The organism is Variovorax glacialis (genome assembly GCF_051216375.1).
Lineage (GTDB): Bacteria > Pseudomonadota > Gammaproteobacteria > Burkholderiales > Burkholderiaceae_C > Variovorax.
Genome location: NZ_JBPJZT010000012.1, coordinates 98,538 through 121,157 on the forward strand (window position 1 = coordinate 98,538; position 22,620 = coordinate 121,157).

The 22,620-nt window shown below is 66.2% G+C and carries 20 protein-coding genes; 10 read left to right on the top strand and 10 right to left on the bottom strand.

The genetic code is table 11. The features are described from left to right. The first annotated feature begins 31 nt into the window (after window positions 1-31). Complete coding sequence (locus ACSFBL_RS26365) at window positions 32-799, top strand: PP2C family protein-serine/threonine phosphatase (RefSeq protein ID WP_435518778.1); 768 nt, start codon at window positions 32-34, stop codon at window positions 797-799. Between the two features lie 18 nt (window positions 800-817). Here ACSFBL_RS26365 and ACSFBL_RS26370 read toward each other — a convergent pair whose 3' ends face one another. From ACSFBL_RS26370 to ACSFBL_RS26405, 8 genes are all read right to left on the bottom strand, one after another. Further along, window positions 818-1,507: a hypothetical protein gene (locus tag ACSFBL_RS26370; RefSeq protein ID WP_435518779.1), complete on the bottom strand. Its 690-nt coding sequence runs from the start codon at window positions 1,505-1,507 to the stop codon at window positions 818-820. Further along, a complete protein-coding gene (gene zapE / locus ACSFBL_RS26375; protein ID WP_435518780.1) occupies window positions 1,504-2,604 on the bottom strand; it encodes a cell division protein ZapE in 1,101 nt (366 codons plus the stop codon). Before zapE ends, ACSFBL_RS26370 begins: the two co-directional genes overlap by 4 nt. Before the next feature lies 1 nt (window position 2,605). Further along, the gene (lpdA, locus tag ACSFBL_RS26380; RefSeq protein WP_435518781.1) at window positions 2,606-4,033 is read right to left on the bottom strand and encodes a dihydrolipoyl dehydrogenase; all 1,428 of its coding nucleotides are present in this window, start codon (window positions 4,031-4,033) and stop codon (window positions 2,606-2,608) included. A 146-nt stretch (window positions 4,034-4,179) separates the two neighbouring features. Further along, on the bottom strand, window positions 4,180-5,454 hold the full coding sequence (odhB, locus tag ACSFBL_RS26385; protein ID WP_435518782.1) for a 2-oxoglutarate dehydrogenase complex dihydrolipoyllysine-residue succinyltransferase: 1,275 nt from the start codon (window positions 5,452-5,454) through the stop codon (window positions 4,180-4,182). Window positions 5,455-5,504: 50 nt separating this feature from the next. Continuing rightward, complete coding sequence (locus ACSFBL_RS26390) at window positions 5,505-8,387, bottom strand: 2-oxoglutarate dehydrogenase E1 component (RefSeq protein WP_435518783.1); 2,883 nt, start codon at window positions 8,385-8,387, stop codon at window positions 5,505-5,507. A 274-nt stretch (window positions 8,388-8,661) separates the two neighbouring features. Next, the gene (locus ACSFBL_RS26395; protein ID WP_435518784.1) at window positions 8,662-8,940 is read right to left on the bottom strand and encodes a hypothetical protein; all 279 of its coding nucleotides are present in this window, start codon (window positions 8,938-8,940) and stop codon (window positions 8,662-8,664) included. Window positions 8,941-8,946: 6 nt separating this feature from the next. Further along, complete coding sequence (locus ACSFBL_RS26400; protein ID WP_435518785.1) at window positions 8,947-10,488, bottom strand: tripartite tricarboxylate transporter permease; 1,542 nt, start codon at window positions 10,486-10,488, stop codon at window positions 8,947-8,949. Between the two features lies 1 nt (window position 10,489). Beyond that, the gene (locus ACSFBL_RS26405; RefSeq protein ID WP_435518786.1) at window positions 10,490-10,909 is read right to left on the bottom strand and encodes a tripartite tricarboxylate transporter TctB family protein; all 420 of its coding nucleotides are present in this window, start codon (window positions 10,907-10,909) and stop codon (window positions 10,490-10,492) included. 301 nt (window positions 10,910-11,210) lie between these two features. Here ACSFBL_RS26405 and ACSFBL_RS26410 point away from each other — a divergent pair, with 301 nt between their 5' ends. Together ACSFBL_RS26410 and ACSFBL_RS26415 are read left to right on the top strand one after the other, a co-directional pair. Beyond that, window positions 11,211-11,360: a hypothetical protein gene (locus ACSFBL_RS26410; protein ID WP_435518787.1), complete on the top strand. Its 150-nt coding sequence runs from the start codon at window positions 11,211-11,213 to the stop codon at window positions 11,358-11,360. A gap of 132 nt (window positions 11,361-11,492) precedes the next feature. Further along, the gene (locus tag ACSFBL_RS26415) at window positions 11,493-11,852 is read left to right on the top strand and encodes a PRC-barrel domain-containing protein (RefSeq protein ID WP_435518788.1); all 360 of its coding nucleotides are present in this window, start codon (window positions 11,493-11,495) and stop codon (window positions 11,850-11,852) included. 36 nt (window positions 11,853-11,888) lie between these two features. Here the strand turns inward: ACSFBL_RS26415 and ACSFBL_RS26420 are convergent, their stop codons facing one another. Next, window positions 11,889-13,214: an adenylate/guanylate cyclase domain-containing protein gene (locus tag ACSFBL_RS26420; RefSeq protein WP_435518789.1), complete on the bottom strand. Its 1,326-nt coding sequence runs from the start codon at window positions 13,212-13,214 to the stop codon at window positions 11,889-11,891. A 132-nt stretch (window positions 13,215-13,346) separates the two neighbouring features. Here ACSFBL_RS26420 and ACSFBL_RS26425 point away from each other — a divergent pair, with 132 nt between their 5' ends. Continuing rightward, a complete protein-coding gene (locus tag ACSFBL_RS26425; protein ID WP_435518790.1) occupies window positions 13,347-14,468 on the top strand; it encodes a 3-deoxy-7-phosphoheptulonate synthase in 1,122 nt (373 codons plus the stop codon). A 6-nt stretch (window positions 14,469-14,474) separates the two neighbouring features. Here the strand turns inward: ACSFBL_RS26425 and ACSFBL_RS26430 are convergent, their stop codons facing one another. Continuing rightward, a complete protein-coding gene (locus ACSFBL_RS26430; protein WP_435518791.1) occupies window positions 14,475-15,512 on the bottom strand; it encodes a VWA domain-containing protein in 1,038 nt (345 codons plus the stop codon). A gap of 219 nt (window positions 15,513-15,731) precedes the next feature. Here ACSFBL_RS26430 and ACSFBL_RS26435 point away from each other — a divergent pair, with 219 nt between their 5' ends. Genes ACSFBL_RS26435 through ACSFBL_RS26460 form a run of 6 tightly spaced genes read left to right on the top strand, consistent with a single transcriptional unit; the run spans window position 15,732 to window position 22,608 of the window. Continuing rightward, on the top strand, window positions 15,732-16,763 hold the full coding sequence (locus tag ACSFBL_RS26435; RefSeq protein ID WP_435518792.1) for a LacI family DNA-binding transcriptional regulator: 1,032 nt from the start codon (window positions 15,732-15,734) through the stop codon (window positions 16,761-16,763). A 24-nt stretch (window positions 16,764-16,787) separates the two neighbouring features. Continuing rightward, on the top strand, window positions 16,788-18,398 hold the full coding sequence (locus ACSFBL_RS26440) for an FAD-dependent oxidoreductase (RefSeq protein WP_435518793.1): 1,611 nt from the start codon (window positions 16,788-16,790) through the stop codon (window positions 18,396-18,398). A gap of 56 nt (window positions 18,399-18,454) precedes the next feature. Beyond that, window positions 18,455-19,723: an ABC transporter substrate-binding protein gene (locus ACSFBL_RS26445; protein ID WP_435518794.1), complete on the top strand. Its 1,269-nt coding sequence runs from the start codon at window positions 18,455-18,457 to the stop codon at window positions 19,721-19,723. Window positions 19,724-19,754: 31 nt separating this feature from the next. Further along, window positions 19,755-20,675, top strand: coding sequence for a carbohydrate ABC transporter permease (locus ACSFBL_RS26450; protein ID WP_435518795.1), 921 nt, complete (start codon window positions 19,755-19,757; stop codon window positions 20,673-20,675). Continuing rightward, a complete protein-coding gene (locus ACSFBL_RS26455) occupies window positions 20,665-21,507 on the top strand; it encodes a carbohydrate ABC transporter permease (protein ID WP_435518796.1) in 843 nt (280 codons plus the stop codon). Before ACSFBL_RS26450 ends, ACSFBL_RS26455 begins: the two co-directional genes overlap by 11 nt. A 24-nt stretch (window positions 21,508-21,531) precedes the next feature. Continuing rightward, on the top strand, window positions 21,532-22,608 hold the full coding sequence (locus ACSFBL_RS26460; RefSeq protein WP_435518797.1) for an ABC transporter ATP-binding protein: 1,077 nt from the start codon (window positions 21,532-21,534) through the stop codon (window positions 22,606-22,608). Window positions 22,609-22,620 lie beyond the last annotated feature (12 nt).

Consider the following 22,620-nt stretch of genomic DNA (forward strand, 5'->3'; position numbering starts at 1 on the left):
AAGACCGCGCCATCGGCGCATCCGCGCCCCCATGACACGAGGCTTTCGACTTGCCGCCGCAACCGGTCTCCACAAGGGGGATCGCCCCTACCAGCAGGATCAGGTCCTGGTCATGTCCCACCCCCGAACCCCAGGGTGCGTGCTCGGCGTCATCGCCGACGGGATGGGCGGTCGCAGCGGTGGGCGCAAGGCGTCCGACCAGGTCCTGATGACGGCGCGCCAACTCTTCTCGCGCTACAAGCCCGGACGCGACGAAGCCTCGGCCCTCCTGCGGCATCTGCTGGAAGACGCCCATACGGTGATCAAGCTCACCGCAGTCTCCAGCGAGCAGGAACCGCACAGCACCCTCGCCGCCTTCCTCATGAATCCCGAGGGCGACTGCACCTGGATCCACGCCGGCGACTCGCGCATCTATCACTTCCACAACGGAACGCTTGTCAAGCGCACCAAGGACCACTCCTACGTGCAGGTGCTCGTGGACCGTGGCGAAATCAACGACGACGAAGCCAACATGCATCCCCAGAGCAACATCCTGCTCGGATGCCTGGGCATGAAGTCGACGGCGCCACCGGTGGACATTCACCTCGTTCCGCGCCTGCAGACTGGCGACGTCCTGATGGCCTGCAGCGACGGGCTGTGGCACTACTTCAGGCCCGAGGAGATGGGCGCCTTGCTGGCGGACCAGACGCCACGCGCCGCCGTCGAGTTGCTGGTCGCCGAGGCCCGACGCCGCGCGCACGGAACAGGCGACAACATCTCGATCGTCGTCGTCAAGCTCGAACCGCTTCCCGCCGACTGAGCGTCGGCTGCGATCCCGTCAGGGAGTCGCGGGCTTCGGTGGCGTGGCCGATGTTGCCGCGGGTTCTCCAGGCGTCGGCAGGGGCGCCGAGCGAGGCTTCGTGTTCGCCGCATTGCGCCTGTCGAGCTCCGCGCGGTGCTGTTGCGCCTTCTTCAGCTTTTCCTCGTAGTCCGAGCGCGCCGCCGGTGCCTCCGCGCGCCGCTGCGCTGCCTTGGCCTGTTCTTCGGCATGCGTGCGCTGCTTGTCGTCGAACTGCTTCTGACGCGCGGCCGCCTGCGATGCCAGTTGCGCGCGGCTGGCCGCATTGTCGGCGGCGCGCTGCTCGCGGTCCTGCTGCGACTTCAGTGCCTCCTGGCGCTTCGCTTCGGATTCCTGCGCGCGCTGGTCCGCCTTCTGCTGCTCGAGCTTGTCGAGTTCCGCGGCCGCGCGGCGCTTGCGCTCGAAGTCGTTCATCACGGCTTCCTGGCGCTTGATGTTGTCGACGTCCGTGCGGCGCCGGCGACGGCTTTCCTGAAGGCAGTCCTCGACCGCGAATTTCTTGTAGCAGGCGGCCTGCTCGGTCGCGTAGCGGGCATCGACGTCCTTGCGCTCTTGCGCGAGGCGGGCACGCTCGGCGTCGAAGTTCGTGGCTCCGCTCGTGGCCTCGGACTGCGCCCAGAGGGGCGACACAGCCAGGCCGATCAGCAATCCAAGGGCGATGTTCTTCATGTCAGGCGCGTATCGACAACACGGCGTTCAAGCGCAAGGAACTCGGCCGATTGCATCTCGTTGAGCCGGGATACGGTCCGCGGGAACTCGTGCGCCAGCGGACCCTCGGTGTACAACGCCTCGGGAGGCACTTCGGCGGACATGATCAGCTTCACGCGCCGATCGTAGAACACGTCGATGAGCCAGGTGAAACGCCGTGCTTCAGAGGCCATCCGCACCGGCATGTACGGCACGTCGGACAGCAGGACCGTGTGGAACTGCGTCGCGATCTCCAGGTAGTCATTCTGCGAACGCGGACCACCGCAAAGGGTCTTGAAATCGAACCAGACCACGCCCCCCGCCTTTCGCCGCGCGTGGATCTCGCGCGACTCGATGTGCAGGATCGGGTTTTCGTCCGCGCTCTCGGCCAGGCGCTCGAAGGCGTTCCGCATTTCCTTGTCGGCGGCTGCGCCGTTGGGCGTGAGGTAGAGCTTGACCTGCTCCAGCGTGCGGCGACGGTAGTCGGTACCGTTGTCGACACTGATGACCTCCAGGCGCTCGTTCAGCAGCGCGATGGCCGGAAGGATGCGGTCGCGGTGCAGCCCGCCCGGGTAGAGGTCGTCCGGCTTGAAGTTGGACGTCGTGACGAAGCCGACGCCGTTCTCGAACAGCGCCACCAGCAGCCGGTGCAGGATCATCGCGTCGGTGATGTCCGCAACGTGAAATTCGTCGAAGCAGATTAGCCGGTAGCGCTTGGCGATGCGGCGCCCGAGCTCGTCAAGCGGATTGACCGTGCCCTGGAGATCGGCCAGCTCGCGGTGGACTTCGCGCATGAACTCGTGGAAATGCAGCCGCGTCTTGCGCCTGAGCGGAACTGCGTTGTAGAAGCAGTCCATCAGGAAGCTCTTGCCTCGCCCGACGCCGCCGTACATGTAGACCCCGCGCGGAATCTCGGGCCGGTTGATCAGCTTCTTGAAGGCATTGGAGCGCTGGGCCTTGAAGTCGGCCCATTCGCTCGCGCAACGGTCGAGCGCCTCCACGGCGTGCAGCTGCGCGGGGTCGCTCTGGAACCCCCGGGCAGCCAGCTCCGCGTCATAGGCCTGCCTGACGACGCCCACGTCAGAAGTTCAGGGTGCGCTTGTCGACGGCCAGGGCCGCTTCCTTCGTCGCCTCCGACAGCGACGGGTGGGCGTGGCAGATGCGGGCGATGTCTTCCGCGCTGGCCTTGAACTCCATCGCCACGACGGCTTCGGAGATCAGCTCGCTGACCATCGGACCGACCATGTGCACGCCGAGGATCTCGTCCGTGGCGGCGTCCGCCACGAACTTGACCATCCCGGTCGTGTCGCCCAGCGCGCGGGCACGTCCGTTCGCGAGGAACGGGAAGCTCCCGGCCTTGTAGGCACGGCCGCTCGCCTTGAGCTGCTGTTCGGTCTGGCCCACCCATGCGATCTCGGGCGAGGTGTAGATCACCCACGGGATGGTGTTGAAGTTGACGTGCCCGTGCTGGCCCGCGATGCGCTCTGCCACCGCCACGCCCTCTTCTTCCGCCTTGTGCGCGAGCATGGGGCCCCGGACCACGTCGCCGATCGCCCACACGTTCGGCAGGCTGGTCTTGCACTCGTCGTCGACGACGATCGCGCCGCGCTCGTCGAGCTGGAGGCTCACCGCTTCGGCATTGAGGCCGATGGTGTTCGGCACGCGGCCGATCGAGACGATCAACTTGTCGACTTCGAGCGACTGTGCGCCGCCCTTGGCGTCGGTGTAGGCGATGCTCACGCCCTTCTTGCCCGACTTGACTTCCCCGACCTTGACGCCGAGCTCGATCTTCAGCCCCTGCTTGTCGAAGGCCTTCTTGGCTTCCTTGGCGATCTGTTCGTCCACCGCGCCCAGGAAGGTCGGCAGCGCTTCGAGCACCGTCACCTCGGCGCCGAGCCGGCGCCAGACTGAACCCATCTCGAGGCCGATCACGCCGGAGCCGATCAGCGCGAGCTTCTTGGGCACGCCGCCGATGCGCAGTGCGCCGTCGTTCGAGAGGATGTTCTCCTCGTCGAAGGGCGCGCCCGGCAGCGGACGCGCATTCGAGCCGGTCGCGACGATGATGTGCTTGCCGCTGATGCTCTCTTCCGAGGCACCCGCCACCTTGATCTCGTAGCCGCCGTCCGCGGCCTTGACGAACGAGCCGCGCCCATGGAAGAACGCAACCTTGTTCTTCTTGAACAGGTAAACGATGCCGTCGTTGTTCTGCTTCACGACGTTGTCCTTGCGCGCCAGCATCTTCGCGAGATCGAGGCCGAGGCCTTCGACCTTGATGCCGTGGTCGGCAAAGCTGTGCCCCGCGTGCTCGTAGTGCTCGGACGATTGCAGCAGCGCCTTCGAGGGAATGCAGCCGATGTTGGTGCACGTGCCGCCGAGCGCCGGACCGCCCTTGGCGTTCTTCCACTCGTCGACACAGGCCACGTTGAAGCCCAGTTGCGCCGCGCGGATGGCGGCGATGTAGCCGCCAGGGCCGCCACCGATGACGATGACGTCGAATTGCTTGCTCATTGATTGTTCCGTTTCAGTTTTCCACCGCGCCACACCAAGGCGCTGGCCCCTTCGCGAAACACCGCGGAACCGGCTCTGCCGGGCCGCAGGTGTTGCCCCCTGCAAGGGGGTGGGCGAAGCGACACGAAGTGCGCGCAGCCTGGGGGTTAGATATCAAACAGCAGGCGCGCCGGATCCTCGAGCGCTTCCTTCATGGCCACGAGGCCCAGAACGGCTTCACGGCCGTCGATGATGCGGTGGTCGTAGCTCATCGCGAGGTAGTTCATCGGTCGAACCACGATCTGGCCGTTCTCCACCACGGCGCGGTCCTTGGTCGCGTGCACGCCCAGGATGGCCGACTGCGGCGGGTTGATGATCGGGGTCGACAGCATCGAGCCGAACACGCCACCGTTGGAGATCGAGAAAGTACCGCCGGTCATTTCCTCGATGCCCAGCTTGCCGTCGCGCGCCTTCGCGCCGTACTCCGCGATCTTCTTCTCGATGTCGGCAAAGCTCATCTGGTCGGCGTTGCGCAGGATCGGAACCACCAGGCCGCGCGGCGAACCGACCGCGATGCCGATGTCGAAGTAGCCGTGGTAGACGATGTCGTTGCCGTCCACCGAAGCGTTGAGCACCGGGTACTTCTTGAGGGCATGCACCGCCGCCTTCACGAAGAAGCTCATGAAGCCGATCTTGACGCCGTGCTCCTTCTCGAACTTCTCCTGGAAGCGCTTGCGCATTTCCATGACGGGCGCCATGTTCACCTCGTTGAAGGTGGTCAGGATCGCGTTGGTGGATTGCGACTGCAGCAGGCGCTCGGCGATGCGGGCGCGCAGGCGGCTCATCGGGACGCGTTCTTCCGGACGGTCGCCCAGGTCGGGCGAACCGGCCGGCGAAGCGACTTGCGGCAATGCTGCCTTCGGCGCGCCCGTGGGAGCGGGCACGGGCGCGGCGACCTTGGCGGTCGTGCCCGACGCAATGGCGCCCAGCACGTCGCCCTTGGTCACGCGGCCGTCCTTGCCGGTGCCGGCGACGTCGCCGGTGCCCAGCTTGTTGTCCGCGAGGAGCTTGGCCGCGGCGGGCATCGCCACGTCGGACTTCGCGCCGCCGGTGGCGGCGGCCGCAGCGGCCGGAGCCGCCGTCGGCGCGGCGGCAGGCGCTGCTGCCGGTGCGGCGGCAGGCGCGGCTGCGCCGGCCTTGCCTTCGGTGTCGATCTTCGCGATCAGCTGGTCGGCCACCACGGTGGCGCCGTCGCCGACCACGATCTCCGCCAGCACGCCGGACGAGGGTGCCGGCACTTCCAGCACGACCTTGTCGGTTTCGATCTCGATCAGGATTTCATCGACCGTGATGGCGTCGCCGGCCTTCTTCTTCCACTGGAGCATCGTGGCTTCCGCCACGGATTCGGACAACTGGGGGACTTTGACTTCTACGATGGACATTTCTTATGTGCTCCGCTTCGTGTTTCTTATGCAGGTGAATTGAGTTCTTCTTACTTGGTCAGCACGAAGCCTTTGAGCTTGCCGAACGCGCCGTCGACCAGCGCCTTCTGCTGTTCCTGGTGCAGGTGCGAGTAGCCCACCGCAGGCGATGCCGAGGCGGCACGGCCGGAGTAGCCCAGCTTCTGGCCTTCCTGCATGTTCTCGTGGATGTAGTGCTGCACGAAGAACCAGGCGCCCTGGTTCTGCGGTTCGTCCTGCGACCACACCACGTCGACGAGGTTGGGGTACTTCTTCAGCTCGGCGCCGAAGGCCTTGTGCGGGAACGGATAGAGCTGCTCGACGCGGATGATCGCCACGTCGTCGGCGCCCTTCTCCTCGCGCTTCTTTGCCAGGTCGTAGTAGACCTTGCCGGAGCAGGCGATGACGCGCTTGACCTTCTCGGCCTTCAGGTCCTTGTTGTCGGGGATGACGGTCTGGAAGCCGCCCTTGGTGAACTCCGACAGCGGCGAGGTCGCGTCCTTGTTACGCAGCAGCGACTTCGGCGTCATGATCACCAGCGGCTTGCGCAGGTTGCGCACCATCTGGCGACGCAACACGTGGAAGATCTGGCTCGCCGTGGTGGGCTGCACCACCTGCATGTTGGTGTCGGCCGACAGCTGCATGAAGCGCTCGAGGCGCGCCGAGCTGTGTTCGGGGCCCTGGCCTTCGTAGCCGTGCGGCAGCATCAGCGTGATGCCGTTGACGCGGCCCCACTTCACTTCGCCGGACGCGATGAACTGGTCGATCACGACCTGCGCGCCGTTGACGAAGTCGCCGAACTGCGCTTCCCAGATCACCAGCGTGTTGGGGTCGTTCGAGGCATAGCCGTATTCGAAGGCGAGCACGGCTTCTTCCGACAGGATCGAGTCGATCACGACGAAGGGCGCCTGGTTGTCGGCGACGTTCTGCAGCGGCACATAGGTGCCTTCATCGAACTTCTCACGGTTCTGGTCGTGCAGCACGGCGTGACGGTGCGTGAATGTGCCGCGGCCGCTGTCCTCGCCCGACAGGCGCACCGGATAGCCGCTGGCCACCAGCGAGGCAAAGGCCATGTGCTCGCCCATGCCCCAGTCGACGTTGACGTCGCCGCGGCCCATGGCGGCGCGGTCGTCCAGCACCTTCTTGACCAGCGGGTGCACGGTGAAGTTGTCCGGCGCCTTGGTGATGCGCTCGGCCAGCCGCTTCCATTCGGCGGTGGGGATCGCGGTGTCGCCGGCGTCGGTCCACTTCTTGTTCAGGAAGGGATGCCAGTCGACCGCGTACTTGCTCTTGAAGTTCGTCAGCACCGGGTCGGACGTGTTCTTGCCGGCGTCGAAGGCCGCGCGTTGCGCCTTGACCATGTCGTCGCCGAGCGTGGCGCCGAGGCCCTGGGCAGCGAGCTTGTCGGCGTACAGCTTGCGCGTGCCGGGGTGCTGCGCGATCTTCTTGTACATCAGCGGCTGCGTCAGCGCCGGCGTGTCCTGCTCGTTGTGGCCGAGCTTGCGGAAGCAGATGATGTCGACCACCACGTCCTTCTGGAACTCCATGCGGAATTCGAGGGCGAGTTGGGTCGCGAGGACCACGGCTTCGGGGTCGTCACCATTCACGTGCAGCACCGGTGCCTCGATCATCTTGACGATGTCGGTGCAATACAGCGTAGAGCGGCTGTCGCGCGGGTCGCTCGTGGTGAAGCCGATCTGGTTGTTGATCACGATGTGGACCGTGCCGCCGGTGGAGTAGCCGCGCGTTTCGGCCAGCGCCAGCGTTTCCATCACGACGCCCTGGCCCGCGAAAGCCGCGTCGCCGTGCACGATGATCGGCAGCACCTGCTTGCCGAGCGGGTCGGCGCGGCGGTCCATGCGGGCGCGCACCGAACCTTCCACGACCGGGTTCACGATTTCGAGGTGCGAAGGGTTGAAGGCCAGACTCAGGTGAACCGGGCCGCCGGGCGTCGACACGTCCGAGCTGAAGCCCTGGTGGTACTTGACGTCACCGCTGGGCAGGTCTTCGGGCGCGGTGTGGTCGAACTCGGCGAAGAGGTCGGCCGGCATCTTGCCGAGCGAGTTGACCAGCACGTTCAGGCGACCGCGGTGCGCCATGCCGATCACGATTTCCTGGACGCCCTTGATGCCGGCCTGCTTGATCAATTCGTCCATCGAAACGATGAAGCTCTCGCCGCCTTCGAGCGAGAAGCGCTTCTGGCCGACGTACTTGGTGTGCAGGAAGCGCTCGAGCCCTTCGGCGGCCGTCAGGCGCTCGAGGACGCGCTTCTTCTGGTCGGCGCTCAGCTGCGGGTTGGTGCGGGCGCTTTCGAGCTTCTGCTGCCACCAGCGCTTCTGGCCCTGGTCGGTCATGTACATGTACTCGGCGCCGATGGTGCCGCAGTAGGTTTCGCGCAACGCATTGAGCAGGTCGCGCAGCGACATCGTCTCCTTGCCGAAGAAGGTGTTGCTCGTGTTGAACACCGTTTCGAGGTCCGCATCCGCAAAGCCGTAGAACGAGGACTCGAGTTCGGGGATCGCGGGACGCTCGGTGCGCTTGAGCGGATCGAGGTCGGCCCAGCGGGCGCCGACGTTGCGGTAGGCGGCGATCAGCTGCTGGACCGCGGTGCGCTTGCGGCCGAGTTCGGAATCGGCGCCGCTGGCCACGACCACCTTGGTGGTGCCCTGCTTGGCGCGTTCGGCGAAGGCATTGACGACCGGCAGGTGCGGCACGTCCTTGGTGTTGGTTCCGTCGGTCGCAGGGACGTTCTGGAGGGCGTCGAAGTACGAGCGCCAGTTGTCGGGCACGCTGCCCGGATTGGAGAGGTAGTTTTCGTACATCTCTTCGACATAGGGCGCATTGCCGCCGAAGAGGTAGGTATTGCCTTGATAGGCGCTATAGACGGACGAAGACGTCGACGAGGAATCGCTCATATTCCGCTGACCTTCGCTTCCCTTTGGGAAGCACTAGTTGGTTAAGAAACCTTCCGCGACACGGCTGAACCGATTGGCGGATGCGACTGTGGCTGGGGAAGGGCCTGAGTACGGGCGCATTGTGCCACTGTTATGGAAAACCCCCAGGCATGCCCACTACGTGTGGCCGCCTCCCCCCTTTCCAAGGGGGCAATACCGGCGGACCGGCGGAGCCGGATCCGCGGTATTTTCCGAACGCGACCTGGCTTCGCCGGTCGGATGCCTCCGCCGCTGGTCAGGACGGGAGGGCGGGGCGCATGCGGATGCACAGGTGCGACAGCAGGCTGTCCAACTCCTTGTCGGAGTGGCCCTCTCCTTCCTGGGCCAGGTCCCATTGCCAGATGGCCTGGAGGTCGGTCACGCGCATGTTGTCGAAGACTTCGGAGGCCACCCAGGCGAGGTCGGGCCTCTGGAGGTCGAGGCGCTCGGCCAGGCGGCGGAAAGCCGCCGACGGCGGGCCCTGCCCGAACTCGACCTTGGCAAGGGCCCGGACTTCGTCGGTGACTTCGAACATCGGCAATCAGGAAGCCGGCGCTTCCTCGAGAGGGGGCTGGCCGTCGCCGCCTTGCCGCCGGAGCGCATTCTTCTTTCGCACCTGGAGCACGAAGGCGACGAGCTGCCAGGTGACGAAGACGCCGATCAGGGCCATCAGGCTGCCGGCGATCGGGCGGTTGAAGAAGGTGGTGAAGCTCCCGCGGCTCAACAGCAGTGCACGGCGGAAGTTTTCTTCCAGCATGGGGCCGAGGATGAAGCCGAGCATCAGTGGGGACGGGTCCAGTTCCAGTCGCATGAACATGTAGCCCATGAAGCCGAACGCGGCCGTGATGTAGACGTCCTCCATGCTGTTGTTCACGCTGTAGGTGCCGATGCAGCAGAAGAACAGGATCGACGGGAAAAGCACGCTGTACGGGATCTTGAACACCGACAGCCAGTAGCGCACCAGCGGCACGTTCAGCACGAGCAGGAAGACGTTGCCCACCCACATGCTGGCGACCAGGCCCCAGAACAGTTCGGGATGGGCGGCAATCATGTTCGGTCCGGGCTGGATGCCCTTGATGATGAAGGCGGCCAGCATCAGTGCCATCACGGCGTTCTCGGGAATGCCGATGCTCATCAGCGGGATGAAGCTGGTGCGGGCAGCCGCTTCGTCGGCGGCGGCCTGTCCGGCCACGCCCTCGATGCAGCCGGTGCCGATCTCGTGCTTGTACTTGCTGAGCTTCTTGTCGATCGCATAGGCGGCGAACTGGGCAATGGTGGGGCCGCCGCCGGGCAGGATGCCCAGGAAGGAGCCGACCACGCTGCCGCGCAGGGCGCTGGGGATGATGCGCTTGAATTCCGGCCACGTCGGCATGAGCTTGATCTTGCCGTTGAAGGGAGAGCGCTCTTCCCGCGAGTCCAGGTTCTTCGTGACTTCGGCAATGCCGAAGCAACCGAGCGCGATGCTCACGACGCCCACGCCGTCCACCAGGAACGGCAGGTCCAGCGTGAAGCGTGCCAGGCCGCTGTTCACGTCGGTGCCGATCTGGCCGAGAAGCACGCCCACCATGGACATGGCCAGCCCGTTGAGCAGGCTGCCGGTGGTGACGAAGCTCACGCACATGAAGCCAACCAGCATCATGGCGCAGTAGTCCGCCGGGCCGAACAGGAAGGCCACCTCGCCGAGCGTCGGCGCCAGGAAGGTCAGCACCAGGATGGCGACGCTGCCGCCGATAAAGCTGGAGACCCCCGCCGTGAAAAGCGCGAGCCCGGTTTTCCCCTTCAGCGTCATCTGGTAGCCGTCTATGCAGGCCACGATGCTGCTGGCATGCGGGATCTTCATCGTGATCGCGCTCACGCTGTCCCCGTACTGCGCACCATAGTAGATGCCGGCCAGCATGATCAGCGCGCCGGTGGTGGGAATCGAATAGGTCAGCGGCAGCAGCAGGCTGATCGTGGCCAGGGGGCCCAGGCCGGGCAGCAGGCCGACGAGCGTGCCGACGACACAGCCGATGGCACAGTAGAGAAGGTTATGAATGGTCAGGGCGTGCGAGAAGCCGAACGCCAGGTTGTTGAGGGCGTCCATGTCAGTAGAGCGGCAGGTTGAGACCGAGGAACTTCTGGAGGACAAACGCCATCGTGAGGAGGCCGGCGGAGATCTTCACGTTGCGGATCCAGGAATAGGAGCTGCCGGCCAAGGTGGAACAGAACACCAGGAAGATGATCCCGGCGATCATGTTCACGTACGTCGAAATGACCGCCAGTCCGCAGAGGCTCGCCATGATGATCGCGATGTTCCGGAAGTTCAGGTTCATCTTCACGGGGTCGACGAAGAACGATCGGACCACGGTGACGATGCCGACGAGGAGCAGCAGCGAACTGACTACGACGGGAAACAATCCGGGTCCTGCCCGGCTGAAGTCCCCGATGGGATAGCGAAGCGCCTGCAGGCCGAAGGCCAGCGCGATCGCGATGAGGAATAGACCTCGAAGCAGATTTCTGTTCATAGCGAGTGAAGGGTTTGTCTCCGGTGGTGGGGCCCCCCACTTCTGTGATGCCGGGCGCCCGGAATCCCTTGACTGGCGGGATGCCGGGTGCGATTCGATGTTCTTGCCGCGAGGCTGATCGGACTCTGACTCTGACCTGAGGGGAATTACGTATCCGGGCCGCGCGGACGCCCATCCGCCCGGATGCGCGTCCGTCCGAAGCACACCGGCAAACGGATCGGATACGTCCCACACGCGCTGGGCCGCCAAGGGATCAATGTTGGGTGACGCGATCACGCGCATCCCGACAGGAGGTATCTCCATGATCCGCAAACTGGCTTCCGGCCAATACCGCCTCTACTCGCGAAAGACCGACGAGAAGACTGGCAAGCGCCGCAATCTCGGAACCTTCGACACGCTGGAGCAGGCGCGCCAGCACGAGCGCGAAGTGCAGTATTTCAAGCGCCATTGAGTGCCCCGGGATGGGCCGGCTTGCAGGTCGCGCCGGGCCGGCACAGACCTACAGACGGAGGGCGCCGAGCCTGATCGCGGCGAGCCCCTGGCGGCGCGATACCTGAGTCATCATCCACCAAGGAGCATGCAAATGACCACCGCAACTGTCGGGTCCACTAGCAACGTCATCTCGTCCGAACGCGTCGAAGGCACGTCCGTCTACAACAACGCCGGGGACAAGCTCGGCTCGATCGACGACCTCATGATCGACAAGATGTCCGGGCAGGTGCGCTACGCCGTTCTCGAATTCGGCGGCTTCCTCGGCATGGGCACGGACCGCTATCCGCTGCCCTGGAACATGCTGAAGTACGACACGTCGATGGACGGCTACGTCGTGCCGATCGACAAGAACATGCTGGAAGGCGCGCCGCGCTACGCCCAGGAGGAAGTGCCGGACTACAACGCCGACTACAACCGTCGCGTCAACGACTACTACGGCGTGACCTGGTAATTCGGCGTCCCCAAGGGGCGCTCCGCGGCAACGCGCCTATTGTTCGACGGCGAACAGCCGCCACTCGTCGGGGATTCCCTTCAAGCGTTGCGTGCCCCGGTCGTGGAACGACAGGCCGGAGCCCGCGACCAGGTCCTTGACGGTGCTTGAAACAAGCACCTCGCTCGGTTGCGCGTGCGTCGCGACGCGCGCGCCGGTGTGCACGGCAATACCCGCCAGCTTGTTGCCCAGTACCTCGCACTCCCCCGTATGAAGCCCCGCGCGGATCTCCAGTCCAAGGGAGCGCACCTCCCGCGATATGGCGCAGGCGCAACGTACTGCGCGCGCCGGCCCATCGAATGTGGCGAGGAATCCGTCACCGGCCGTATCGATCTCACGGCCCCGGTAGCGCTCCAGTTCCCGCCTAACCAGCGCGTGGTGGCTCTCCAGGAGATCGTGCCAGCCACGGTCGCCGAGTTGGGCCGCACGTTCGGTGGACTTCACGATGTCGGTGAACAGGACAGTGACCAGGAGCCGGTCGGCCTCGACGCCGAGCCGGGCGCCGGTGAGGAATTCCTCGATCTCGTCGAGGATGATTTCGCTGTCGCAGCCCCACGGGAGGTGATCGATGCCATGCAGTTCGACCAGCTTCGCCCCGGCGATGCGCTCGCTCATGTACTGGCTCGCGCCGAAGTCGATGACGTGATCGTTCCGGCTGTGCAGCAGCAAGGTCGGCACCCGCACGGCGGGCAGCACATGGCGTATGTCGATGTCGATGTTCATGCGCAGGACGCCCGCCGCCGCGGCAGGGCTCGCGCTGGAGCGCAGCCACCGAGCCCACCAGCGACGGCAGCGCTCGTCCTGCGCATGGCTCGGCCACCGCGTCTCGATGCCGACGGCCCCGCCCCAGTCGCGCTCCACCTGTGCCGCCACATCGAGCAGTTGCTCCCTGGTCTGGCCCCAGGGGTAGTCCGGTGCGCTCGCGCGCCTTGCGAAAGAGCCGCACATGATGAGCGCGGAGGCGCGGTCCGGGTAGGTGGCGGCGAAAAGCGCACACATCGCCCCGCCCTCCGAATAGCCGTACAAGGCGGCGCGCTGCGAGCCGGCGGCGTCCATCACCGCGCGCACGTCGTCCATGCGGACTTCGAGGGAGGGCATGTCGCTGACGCGATCCGACAGACCCGTTCCTCTCTTGTCGAAGAGGATGACCCGGGAGAACGACGCCAGCCGCGTCAGCATCCGGTTGAGCGCCGGCTCTTCCCAGAAGACGTCGATGTTCGACACCCACCCCGGCACCACCACGAGGTCCAGCGGGCCATCGCCGATCACCTGGTAGGCGATGTTGACTCCACCGCTTTTCGCGTAATGCGTCGTGGGAAGCATGGAGATGCGGCTCCTTGAAGCTTTTCGATCTGTCGGAATTATCGAGCGACTGCGGCGCCAATGGCGCTTTCCTCTGCCCGATGCGCATCCGCTGAAGGAAAATGGCGGGTTCCTCATTCCACGCCCACCGCCATGCCGAAGCTCGACGACCCCCTCCACGATGCCGAGATCGGTTCACGCGACAGCACGATCGACACCACCCGCATCGACGACGTCCGGATCGGCGCAGTCCGGCCACTGATGACGCCGGCTCTCCTGCAGGAGCGGGTTCCGGTGCTTGACGACACGCTCGCGCTGGTCGAGCAAAGCCGCGCGGCGATCGCCAACGTCCTGCACGGTCGCGACGACCGGTTGATCGTCGTGGTCGGCCCCTGCTCGATCCACGACCACGACCAGGCCATCGAATATGCCCACCGCCTGAAAAAGGTGGCCGACGACCTGGGCGACGATCTGCTGGTCGTCATGCGCACCTATTTCGAGAAGCCGCGCACGACCGTGGGCTGGAAGGGCTACATCAACGACCCGCACCTGGACGGCAGCTTCGCGATCAACGAAGGCCTCGAGCGCGCGCGACGCCTGCTGCGGGAACTGACGCTGCTGGGCCTTCCGACGGGCACCGAGTTTCTCGACCTGCTGAGCCCCCAGTTCATTGCCGACCTGATCGCCTGGGGCGCCATCGGCGCCCGCACCACCGAAAGCCAGAGCCATCGCCAGCTCGCCTCCGGGCTCAGTTGCCCCGTCGGCTTCAAGAACGGGACCGACGGGAGCATCAAGGTGGCGGCCGACGCCATCCTTGCCGCGAGGGCGCCGCACGCCTTCATGGGCATGACCAAGATGGGGATGGCGGCGATCTTCGAGACCCGCGGCAACGACGACTGCCACGTGATCCTTCGCGGCGGAAAGTCGCCGAACTATTCGGCCGAGGATGTGGCGGCGAGCTGCGCGGCCCTGCGTGCCAATGGCCTGACGGAGCAGGTCATGATCGACGTCTCGCACGGCAACAGCAGCAAACAGCACCAGCGGCAGATCCCGGTGGCGCACGACGTCGCCGGGCAGATCGCCGCGGGCGACGCGCGCATCACCGGCGTCATGATCGAAAGTCATCTGGAGGAAGGCCGGCAGGATCTGGTCCCCGGCGTGCCGCTCAAGCACGGCGTCTCGATCACGGATGCCTGCATCGGCTTCGCGCAGACAGTTCCGGTGCTGGAGGACCTGGCGAGCGCGGTGCGCCGCCGGCGCGCGAAGCGCGGGTGAAGGCGCTCAGTTGATCCGGCCGAACCAGAACAGCGACAGCAGCGCCGCGGTCACCGCGATGAGCGCGGAAACCAGCGTCAGCGGTCCGGTAAGTTCGGTGTCCCGCGTCTGCACCTGCAGGCGCGAGCCCAGTTTTTCGTAGACGCTGCGCAGCATCTCCGCGGTGCCTGCATGGTGGTACTCGCCGCCGGTCATGCGCGCCACTTCCCGCAGCGTCGGTTCGTCGAGCTGCATGTAGATCGCCATGCCGTCCGGCATGGCGGCGTCGCCATCCACCGTGCCCAGCCCCACCACGTAAATGCGGACACCCCGATCGGCTGCCATCTTCGCGGCTTCCAGCGTGTCGACCCCGGTGGTGCGGCGGCCATCGCTCAGCAGGATGATCGCCGCCGAGTCGTACGAGCCCGGTGCCACCGGCGTGATCTGCATCGGAGGCGGCTTCGCTCGCTCGTCCAGGCTCCGCGCGCGCGGCCTGCCGCTGAAGGTCAGGTCGGCGAGTTCGATGCCCTGCTCCGGAAACAGCTCGGCCAGGCACTGCACGATCGCGTTGCCCACCGCGGTGCCCATCTGCATCTGGAAGCCGTCGATGCTCGCAATCAGCGACTCGCGGTCCAGCGTCGCGCGCTGGGCGACCTGGCTGCTGCCGGCGAACGTGACGAGACCGACTTCGATGTTCTTCGGCAGTTCGCGCAGGAATGACTTCGCCGCCTCCTGCGCCGCCACGATACGGCTCGGCTTGACGTCCGCGACGCGCATGCTGAGCGAGACATCGATGGCCAGCATGATCGAGGACCTTGCCCATGGCAGCGGCACGCGCGCCACGGGCCGGGCCGCTGCAAGCAGCAACCCCGCGCACGCGAGCAACAACAGGGCCGGAGGGAGGTGCTGCCGCCAAGCGCGACCCGCGGAAGCCGCGCGGACGATGCCCAGACTGCTGTAGCGCAAGGCCGTCTTCCTCCGACGGCGCAGGATCCAGACATAGGCCGCCGGAAGCAACGGCAGCCCAGGCAGGAGCCAGAGCAGATCGGGCCAGAGGAAGAACATGGACGGGCGCTCCAGCAGGCGGGGCACTCTCGGTGCGCACAACATCGTGCCTGCGATGCGGTCGATTCGCAACCGCCACCCGCCGCGCGGGCAGCTCCCTCGGCCCGTCGTCCAGCGACCGCAGGCTTGGGGAAATCCCTCCCACACGTCGCGTGGAATTTTCCGAAACCTTGCTGATAATGCGCATTACCAATCAAGTAATACGTATCAGCAAAGCAAATGGTTGCCCGCCGCCTGACCCAGCAAGACATCGCCAAGCTCGCCGGCGTGAGCCAGGCGACGGTGTCCCTGGTGCTGAATGGCGCCGCCAACGCGCTGGCGCGAATCCCGCCGGAGACCCGCGACCGTGTGCAGAAGATCATTCGCGAAACAGGCTACGTGCCCGACCCGATCGCCCGCCGCATGGCCAGGGGTTCGAACCGGATCCTGGGCGTGTTCACCTACGAGCCGGCTTTTCCGAATGCGCACGCCGACTTCTTCCTGCCCTTCCTTTTCGGCATCGAGGAGGAAGCACAGGCGCGTGGCTACGACCTGCTGCTCCTCACCGGTGCCGGCGAAGGCGCGCAACGGAAGATATTCGCCGAGGAAGGCCGGCTGCGCATCGCCGACGGATGCATCGTGCTGGGCAAGACGTTCGACCGGACCGAACTCGCGCGGCTGGTGGCCGGCGACTATCCCTTCGTCGCGATCGGCCGCCGCGAGGACGCCGGCGGCCCCGTGCCCTTCGTCGGCGGCGACTATGCAACGGCCACCGGCGCGCTCGTGCGGCAGGCCCGCGAGCTGGGACATCGGCGGCTGGCCTATCTCGGACCGACCGGCCCGGCCGAATCGCCGCTCGACCGCTGGACGGGCTTCACCGCTGCACTCGGCGCCGACCTGGAACTCGCCCTGCAACTGGCGGACACACCCGCCGACGATGGCGAACTGCTTGACGCACTGCTCGCCAGCGGCGCGACCGCGGCCTTCTGTGTGGAACTGGCCGACGCGGTGCGCCTCGAGCGCGCAGCCAAGGCGCGCGGACTGGCCCTGCCGGACGATCTGTCGGTCGTGGCGCTGGGCTCGCACATCCGCACGGAAGGCAGCGGAACGCGATTCGCCTCGTTCCTCGTTCCGCGCGAAGAGATGGGCCGCCAGGCCACGGCCATGCTCGTGCGCCGCGTCGAAGGCGGCATGGCGCAAGCGGTGCAGCAGGTGCTGCTGCCCTGCGAGCCGATCCGCGGCGAGACCCTAGGCCCCGCGAAGTCGCACTGAACTCACCCCATGGAACGACACAGCATGAGAGAAATGAAGACGGACATCCTCGTGGTCGGCGGCGGCCTCGGCGGCGTGGCCGCCGCGCTGGGCGCGCTGGAGGCCGGACGCACGGTGGTGATGAGCGAGGAATACGACTGGCTCGGCGGCCAGCTCACGAGCCAGGCCGTGCCACCGGACGAGCACAGCTGGGTGGAACGCTTCGGCATCACCCGCCGCTATCGCGCGCTGCGCGACGGCATTCGACGCTACTACCGTGACCACTACCCCCTGACGGCGGCAAGCCGCGCCTGGGACGAACTCAATCCGGGTGCGGGCTGGGTCAGCCGCATCTGCGCGGAGCCACGCGTCGGCCTGGCAGTGCTCGAGGCCATGCTGGCACCCCATCGCGGTGCCGGACGGCTGACGGTGCTGCAACCCTACCGCCCTGTCGCAGCCGACACGCAGGGCGACAAGGTGCGCGCGGTGACGCTGCGGCATCGCGACACCGGCGACGAGATCGCGGTCGAGGCTGCCTTCGTGATCGACGCGACCGAACTCGGCGACCTGCTGCCGCTGGCCGGCTGCGAGTACGTCATCGGCTTCGAGAGCCAGGGCGACACGGGCGAGCCGAGTGCGCCGGCCGAAGCCCAGCCGCAGAACGTGCAGGCCGTGTCGATCTGCTTCGCGATCGACCACGTCGACGGCGACCACACCATCGACAAGCCGCGCAACTACGACTTCTGGCGCACCTACCAGCCGCACTTCTGGGGCGGGCCGCTGCTGGGCTTCAAGGCGCCGAATCCACGCACGCTGGAGATCACCGAGCGCTCGTTCACGCCCAACCCGGACGACGATCCTCTGCTCGTCGATGCCGACCAGCGCAAGAGCGGCGGCGACCAGAACCTGTGGACCTTCAGGCGCATCGCGGCGCGGCGCAACTTCGTGCCGGGTGCCTATGCCTCGGACATCTGCCTGGTCAACTGGCCCATGATCGACTACATGGAGGGCTCGATCCTCGATGTGTCCGAGGCCGAGAAGGCGCGGCACCTGCAGTCCGCGGCCGAGTTGTCGCACTCCGTCTTCTACTGGCTGCAGACCGAGGCGCCGCGTGCCGACGGCGGCGCGGGCTTCCCGGGGCTGCGCCTGCGCGGCGACGTCACCGGTACGACGCACGGCCTGGCGATGGCGCCCTACATCCGCGAAGGTCGGCGCATCCTCGGTGTGACGCGCATCGTCGAGCAGCATCTCTCGCATGCCGTGCGCGGCGACCAGGGCGCGGTGCGCTACCGCGACAGCGTCGGCGTGGGCATGTACCGCATCGACCTGCATCCTTCGACGGGCGGCGACAACTACATCGACGTGCCCTCCTGCCCCTTCGAGATCCCGCTCGGCGCCCTGCTGCCGCGCCGCATGACGAACCTGATCGCCGGCGGCAAGAACATCGCGACCACGCACATCACCAACGGCTGCTACCGGCTGCACCCCGTCGAATGGAACGTGGGCGAAGTGGCCGGCATGTTGGCCGCGCATTGCCTCGACAACGACACCCTGCCGCACCAGGTGCAGGCCGACGACACGCGACTCGCCGCCTTCCTGGCCCTGTTGGCGCGTGCCGGCGTGGAGACGCGCTGGCCCGACGTGCGCGCCTACTGAGCCAACTGAATCACCGCCCCCATCGACAGTTCGCAGACAAGACCGAGGAGACCCCCATGTTCCAACGCAAGAAGTCCGTCACCCTCCGCGCCATCGCCGCCGGCCTTGGCCTGTCGCTGGCCCTCGCAACCGTCGCGTCGGCCGAGACCAAATTGCGCATGACCATCTGGAGCGCCAACGAGGCGCACCTGAAGCTCTTCAACGGCATCGCCGAGGGCTTCAAGAAGGAACATCCCGATGTCACGGTCAGCTTCGAGTCCCTGCCCTTCGAGAACTACACCACGGCGCTGACCACGCAGATCGCCGGCGGCAACGCGCCCGACATGGCCTGGATCTTCGAGACCAGCGCGTACGACTTCGTCAACTCTGGCGCCCTCGTCCCGCTGACCAAGGCGCTCGCCGCCACGCCGGGCTACGACCTGGGCGAGATCAGCCCGTCCGCCGCCGAGCGCTGGTCGAAGGACGGCGTGCTTTACGCCTATCCCTTCTCGACCTCGCCCTTCGCCGTGTTCGTCAACAACGACCTCATCCGCAAGGCCGGCGCCAAGACACCCGCGGAACTCATCGCCGCCGGGCAATGGACCTGGCCCAACGCGATCGCGACGGCGCAGGCCGTGGCGCAAGGCGGCAAGGGCGGACTGGTGGTGCGCGACTTCAACTACCAGGCCTGGCAGTACCTGTCCTCGGTCTGGAACGCCTGGGGCGCGGCGCCATGGAGTGCCGACGGCAAGCGCTGCACTTTCGCCGACAAGCCGATGGTCGACGCGCTGGGCTTCATCCACGACGCAGTGTTCGTGAAGAAGGCGATCCCCGGGCCGGGCCAGAACGTCGACTTCTTTGCCGGCGATGCCGCCATGACGATCACGCAGATCAGCCGTGCATCGCTGCTGCCCAAGGACAAGCGCTTCGACTGGGACCTGGTGCCGCTGCCCAAGGGCCCGGCGGGCGACTACGCGATCGTCGGACAGGCCGGCATCGGCGTGCTCAAGGCGGCCAAGGACGCGGCGATGGCGACCGCCTTCGTCGGCTACATGACCAATCCGGAAAATTCGGCCAAGCTGGCGCAGTTCTTCCCCTCCGCGCGCAAGTCGCTGCTCAATGCCGAAGTGCTCGGAAAGACCAACGCCCTGCTCTCGCCCGCCCAACTCGACAAGGTCGTGGTGTCGGGCATCGCGAACGGCAAGGTGATGCCGGCACACACGGATTTCGCGCGCCTGCAGCAGACGGTGCGCTCCGGGCTCGATGCGGTGTGGCAACCGAAGGCCGACATCCCGGCCGCGACGCGCGCGATCTGCGCGCAGATCGAACCGCTGCTCGCGCAGTAGGACGCTGCAAGTTCCCGACGAACGGCACACGATGCTTCGCACACCCGACCCCGCCCCCACGCCACGGCCGTTCTGGACGATCGCGCGGCGCGACAGCGTGGCGGGCCTGCTGTTCGCGGCGCCGCAACTGGCGGGCACGGTCGTGTTCGTGCTCGCGCCGCTGGTCCTGGTGTTCTGGTATTCGCTGCACGAGTGGAACGTGCTGGCCAACACCTTCAACTACAGCGGTTTCCGGAACTATGAGCAGTTGCTGAGCGACCCCAACCTGCCCAGCGTGCTGCTGTCCTCGGCGCTGTTCTCGGCAGGCCTGGTGGTGCTGAACATGAGCCTGGCCCTGCTGCTGGCCGTGCTGCTGAACCAGAAGCTCGCCGGCATCACCGCGTTCCGCACGCTCTTCTTCTCGCCGGTGGTCGTCTCCCTGGTGGCCTGGACCATCGTCTGGGGCTTCCTGCTGCAGCACAACGGCGGCATCAACGGCATGCTCAGGCTGGTGGGCATCGAAGGGCCGAACTGGCTGCGCACACCCGGCACCGCCATGCTGTCGGTGATCGTGGTGCAGGTGTTCAAGAACGTGGGGCTCAACATGGTGTTGTTCCTTGCCGCGCTGCAGGGCGTGCCGCGCGAACTCTACGAGGCTGCGCGCATCGATGGCGCCCCGCGCTTCAAGCAGTTCCGCCGCATCACGCTGCCGCTCATCAGCCCGACGATCATGCTGACATCGATCATCACGATCGTCGGCTCGCTGCAGGTGTTCGCGCAGATCGCGGTGCTCACGCAGGGCGGGCCGGGCCTGTCGACCACCGTGCTGGTGTACTACCTCTACCAGCAGACCTTCCAGTTCCATCGCTTCGGCTATGGCTCGACGCTGGCGATCGTGCTGTTCGCGATCGTGGCGCTGCTGACGCTGGCCCAATGGCAAATGCGCAAGAAGTTCGTCTTCCATGAACAGTGAGATCTCGCCGCGCATGAAGGTCGCGCTGTACGGGCTGCTGTGCGTGCTGCTGATCCCCTTCGTGTTCCCGACCTGGTGGATGGTGACTTCGTCGCTGAAGCCGATCAGCGACATCTTCGTGTTTCCGCCGCAGCTCTTTCCGACGCATCCGGACTGGAGCACCTACAAGCAGGTGTTCACGGTCCAGCCCTTCGCGCAGCAATACTGGAACTCGGCCTGGATCGCGGCCGTCGTGACCACGGCCACACTCACGATCTCGTCGATGGCCGGCTATGCCTTCGCGCGCATTCGCTTCCCAGGTGCCAACGCCTTGTTCATCGTCGTGCTCACCGGCCTGCTGATTCCGTCGGAAGTGACCATCGTGCCGCTGTTCCGGATGTTCCTGAAGCTCGGCTGGGTCAATACGCACTGGCCGCTCGTGCTGATACCGGTCTTCGGCGCACCCAGCGTGTTCGCGACCTTCGTGATGCGCCAGTTCTTCATCGCGCTGCCGCAGGAGCTCGAAGAAGCCGCGCGGGTGGACGGCCTCGGCCGCTTCAAGATCTTTCGCACCATCGCGCTGCCGCTCGCAAAGCCGGCCTTGGCGTCGGTGGCGATCTTCACCTTCCTGCACAGCTGGAACCTGTACCTGGAGCCGATCGTGTTCCTGTCGACGCCGTCCAAGTTCACGCTGCCGCAGGCGCTCACGCAGTACACCGATACCTATGGTGGGCCGATGTGGAACATCCAGTTGGCCGCGGCGACGCTCACGGCCTTGCCGGTGCTGATCGTCTTCGTGCTGGCGCAGAAGCAGTTCGTCGAGGGCCTGGCCCACACGGGGCTCAAGGGCTGAGGGCGCTCATCCAACCTCCCATTCATGGCAGAAGTCCTACTCTCCCGCATCCAGAAGCGCTTTGGCGCCGTCCAGGTCATCCACGGGCTGGACCTGCACATCCACGACGGCGAGTTCGTGGCGCTCGTGGGACCTTCGGGCTGCGGAAAGTCGACCTTGCTGCGCATGATCGCCGGGCTGGAGGCCGTCACGCACGGCCGCATCCACATCGGCGGACGCGACGTGACCGACCTGGACCCCAAGGACCGCGACATCGCGATGGTGTTCCAGAACTACGCGCTCTATCCGCACATGACGGTGGCGGCCAACATGGGCTTCTCGCTGGAGCACCGCGGCCGGCCGAAATCGGAGATTGCCGAACGCGTGCGCTGGGCCGCAGACATCCTGGGGCTCGCGCAACTGCTCGAGCGCTATCCGCGCCAGCTCTCCGGCGGCCAGCGCCAGCGCGTCGCGATGGGACGCGCCATCGTGCGCGATCCGCAGGTGTTCCTGTTCGACGAGCCACTGTCCAATCTCGATGCGAAGTTGCGCATCGTCATGCGTGGCGAGATCAAGGGCTTGCACCAACGGCTCAAGACCACCACGGTCTACGTCACGCACGACCAGGTCGAGGCGATGACAATGGCCGACCGCATCGTGGTGCTGAACGCGGGCCGGGTCGAGCAGGTCGGTTCGCCGCTCGAACTCTTCGACCGCCCCGCCAACCAGTTCGTGGCCGGCTTCATCGGTTCGCCGGCGATGAACTTCATCCCCGGTCGCTGTACTTCAGAGGGTTTTGCGGCTGCGGGCGCCCTGTTGCCGCTGCCGCCCGCGGCCACCCTGCCATTCGGGGGACTTGAGGCCATCTGCGGCATCCGGCCCGAGCACTTCGAGATCTGCAAAGCCGGCGAAGGCGTGGCGGCGCAGGTGCAACTGGTCGAGCCGCTGGGGTCCGAGACGCAACTCAGCCTGCGCCTGGGCGAAACACCGGTGATCGCCCTGTTCCACGAGCGCCTGAGCATGGCGCCGGGCGATGTGCTGCACCTGCGGCCGAAAAGAGGCGCGGTGCATCTGTTCGATGCGGCCAGCGGCCTGCGGCTGGATGCAGGCGCCGCGGCATGAACGGCGGCAGCC

Excerpts from the sequence above, each read along its gene's own strand:
- lpdA (WP_435518781.1), bottom strand. The coding sequence starts at position 4,033 with ATGAGCAAGCAATTCGACGTCATCGTCATCGGTGGCGGCCCTGGCGGC.
- ACSFBL_RS26450 (WP_435518795.1), top strand. The coding sequence starts at position 19,755 with ATGCTTCGCACACCCGACCCCGCCCCCACGCCACGGCCGTTCTGGACG.
- ACSFBL_RS26420 (WP_435518789.1), bottom strand. The coding sequence starts at position 13,214 with ATGCTTCCCACGACGCATTACGCGAAAAGCGGTGGAGTCAACATCGCC.
- ACSFBL_RS26395 (WP_435518784.1), bottom strand. The coding sequence starts at position 8,940 with ATGTTCGAAGTCACCGACGAAGTCCGGGCCCTTGCCAAGGTCGAGTTC.
- ACSFBL_RS26415 (WP_435518788.1), top strand. The coding sequence starts at position 11,493 with ATGACCACCGCAACTGTCGGGTCCACTAGCAACGTCATCTCGTCCGAA.
- ACSFBL_RS26430 (WP_435518791.1), bottom strand. The coding sequence starts at position 15,512 with ATGTTCTTCCTCTGGCCCGATCTGCTCTGGCTCCTGCCTGGGCTGCCG.
- ACSFBL_RS26435 (WP_435518792.1), top strand. The coding sequence starts at position 15,732 with ATGGTTGCCCGCCGCCTGACCCAGCAAGACATCGCCAAGCTCGCCGGC.
- ACSFBL_RS26460 (WP_435518797.1), top strand. The coding sequence starts at position 21,532 with ATGGCAGAAGTCCTACTCTCCCGCATCCAGAAGCGCTTTGGCGCCGTC.
- ACSFBL_RS26400 (WP_435518785.1), bottom strand. The coding sequence starts at position 10,488 with ATGGACGCCCTCAACAACCTGGCGTTCGGCTTCTCGCACGCCCTGACC.
- ACSFBL_RS26425 (WP_435518790.1), top strand. The coding sequence starts at position 13,347 with ATGCCGAAGCTCGACGACCCCCTCCACGATGCCGAGATCGGTTCACGC.
- ACSFBL_RS26365 (WP_435518778.1), top strand. The coding sequence starts at position 32 with ATGACACGAGGCTTTCGACTTGCCGCCGCAACCGGTCTCCACAAGGGG.
- odhB (WP_435518782.1), bottom strand. The coding sequence starts at position 5,454 with ATGTCCATCGTAGAAGTCAAAGTCCCCCAGTTGTCCGAATCCGTGGCG.
- ACSFBL_RS26455 (WP_435518796.1), top strand. The coding sequence starts at position 20,665 with ATGAACAGTGAGATCTCGCCGCGCATGAAGGTCGCGCTGTACGGGCTG.
- ACSFBL_RS26410 (WP_435518787.1), top strand. The coding sequence starts at position 11,211 with ATGATCCGCAAACTGGCTTCCGGCCAATACCGCCTCTACTCGCGAAAG.
- ACSFBL_RS26405 (WP_435518786.1), bottom strand. The coding sequence starts at position 10,909 with ATGAACAGAAATCTGCTTCGAGGTCTATTCCTCATCGCGATCGCGCTG.
- ACSFBL_RS26440 (WP_435518793.1), top strand. The coding sequence starts at position 16,788 with ATGAGAGAAATGAAGACGGACATCCTCGTGGTCGGCGGCGGCCTCGGC.
- ACSFBL_RS26390 (WP_435518783.1), bottom strand. The coding sequence starts at position 8,387 with ATGAGCGATTCCTCGTCGACGTCTTCGTCCGTCTATAGCGCCTATCAA.
- ACSFBL_RS26370 (WP_435518779.1), bottom strand. The coding sequence starts at position 1,507 with ATGAAGAACATCGCCCTTGGATTGCTGATCGGCCTGGCTGTGTCGCCC.
- ACSFBL_RS26445 (WP_435518794.1), top strand. The coding sequence starts at position 18,455 with ATGTTCCAACGCAAGAAGTCCGTCACCCTCCGCGCCATCGCCGCCGGC.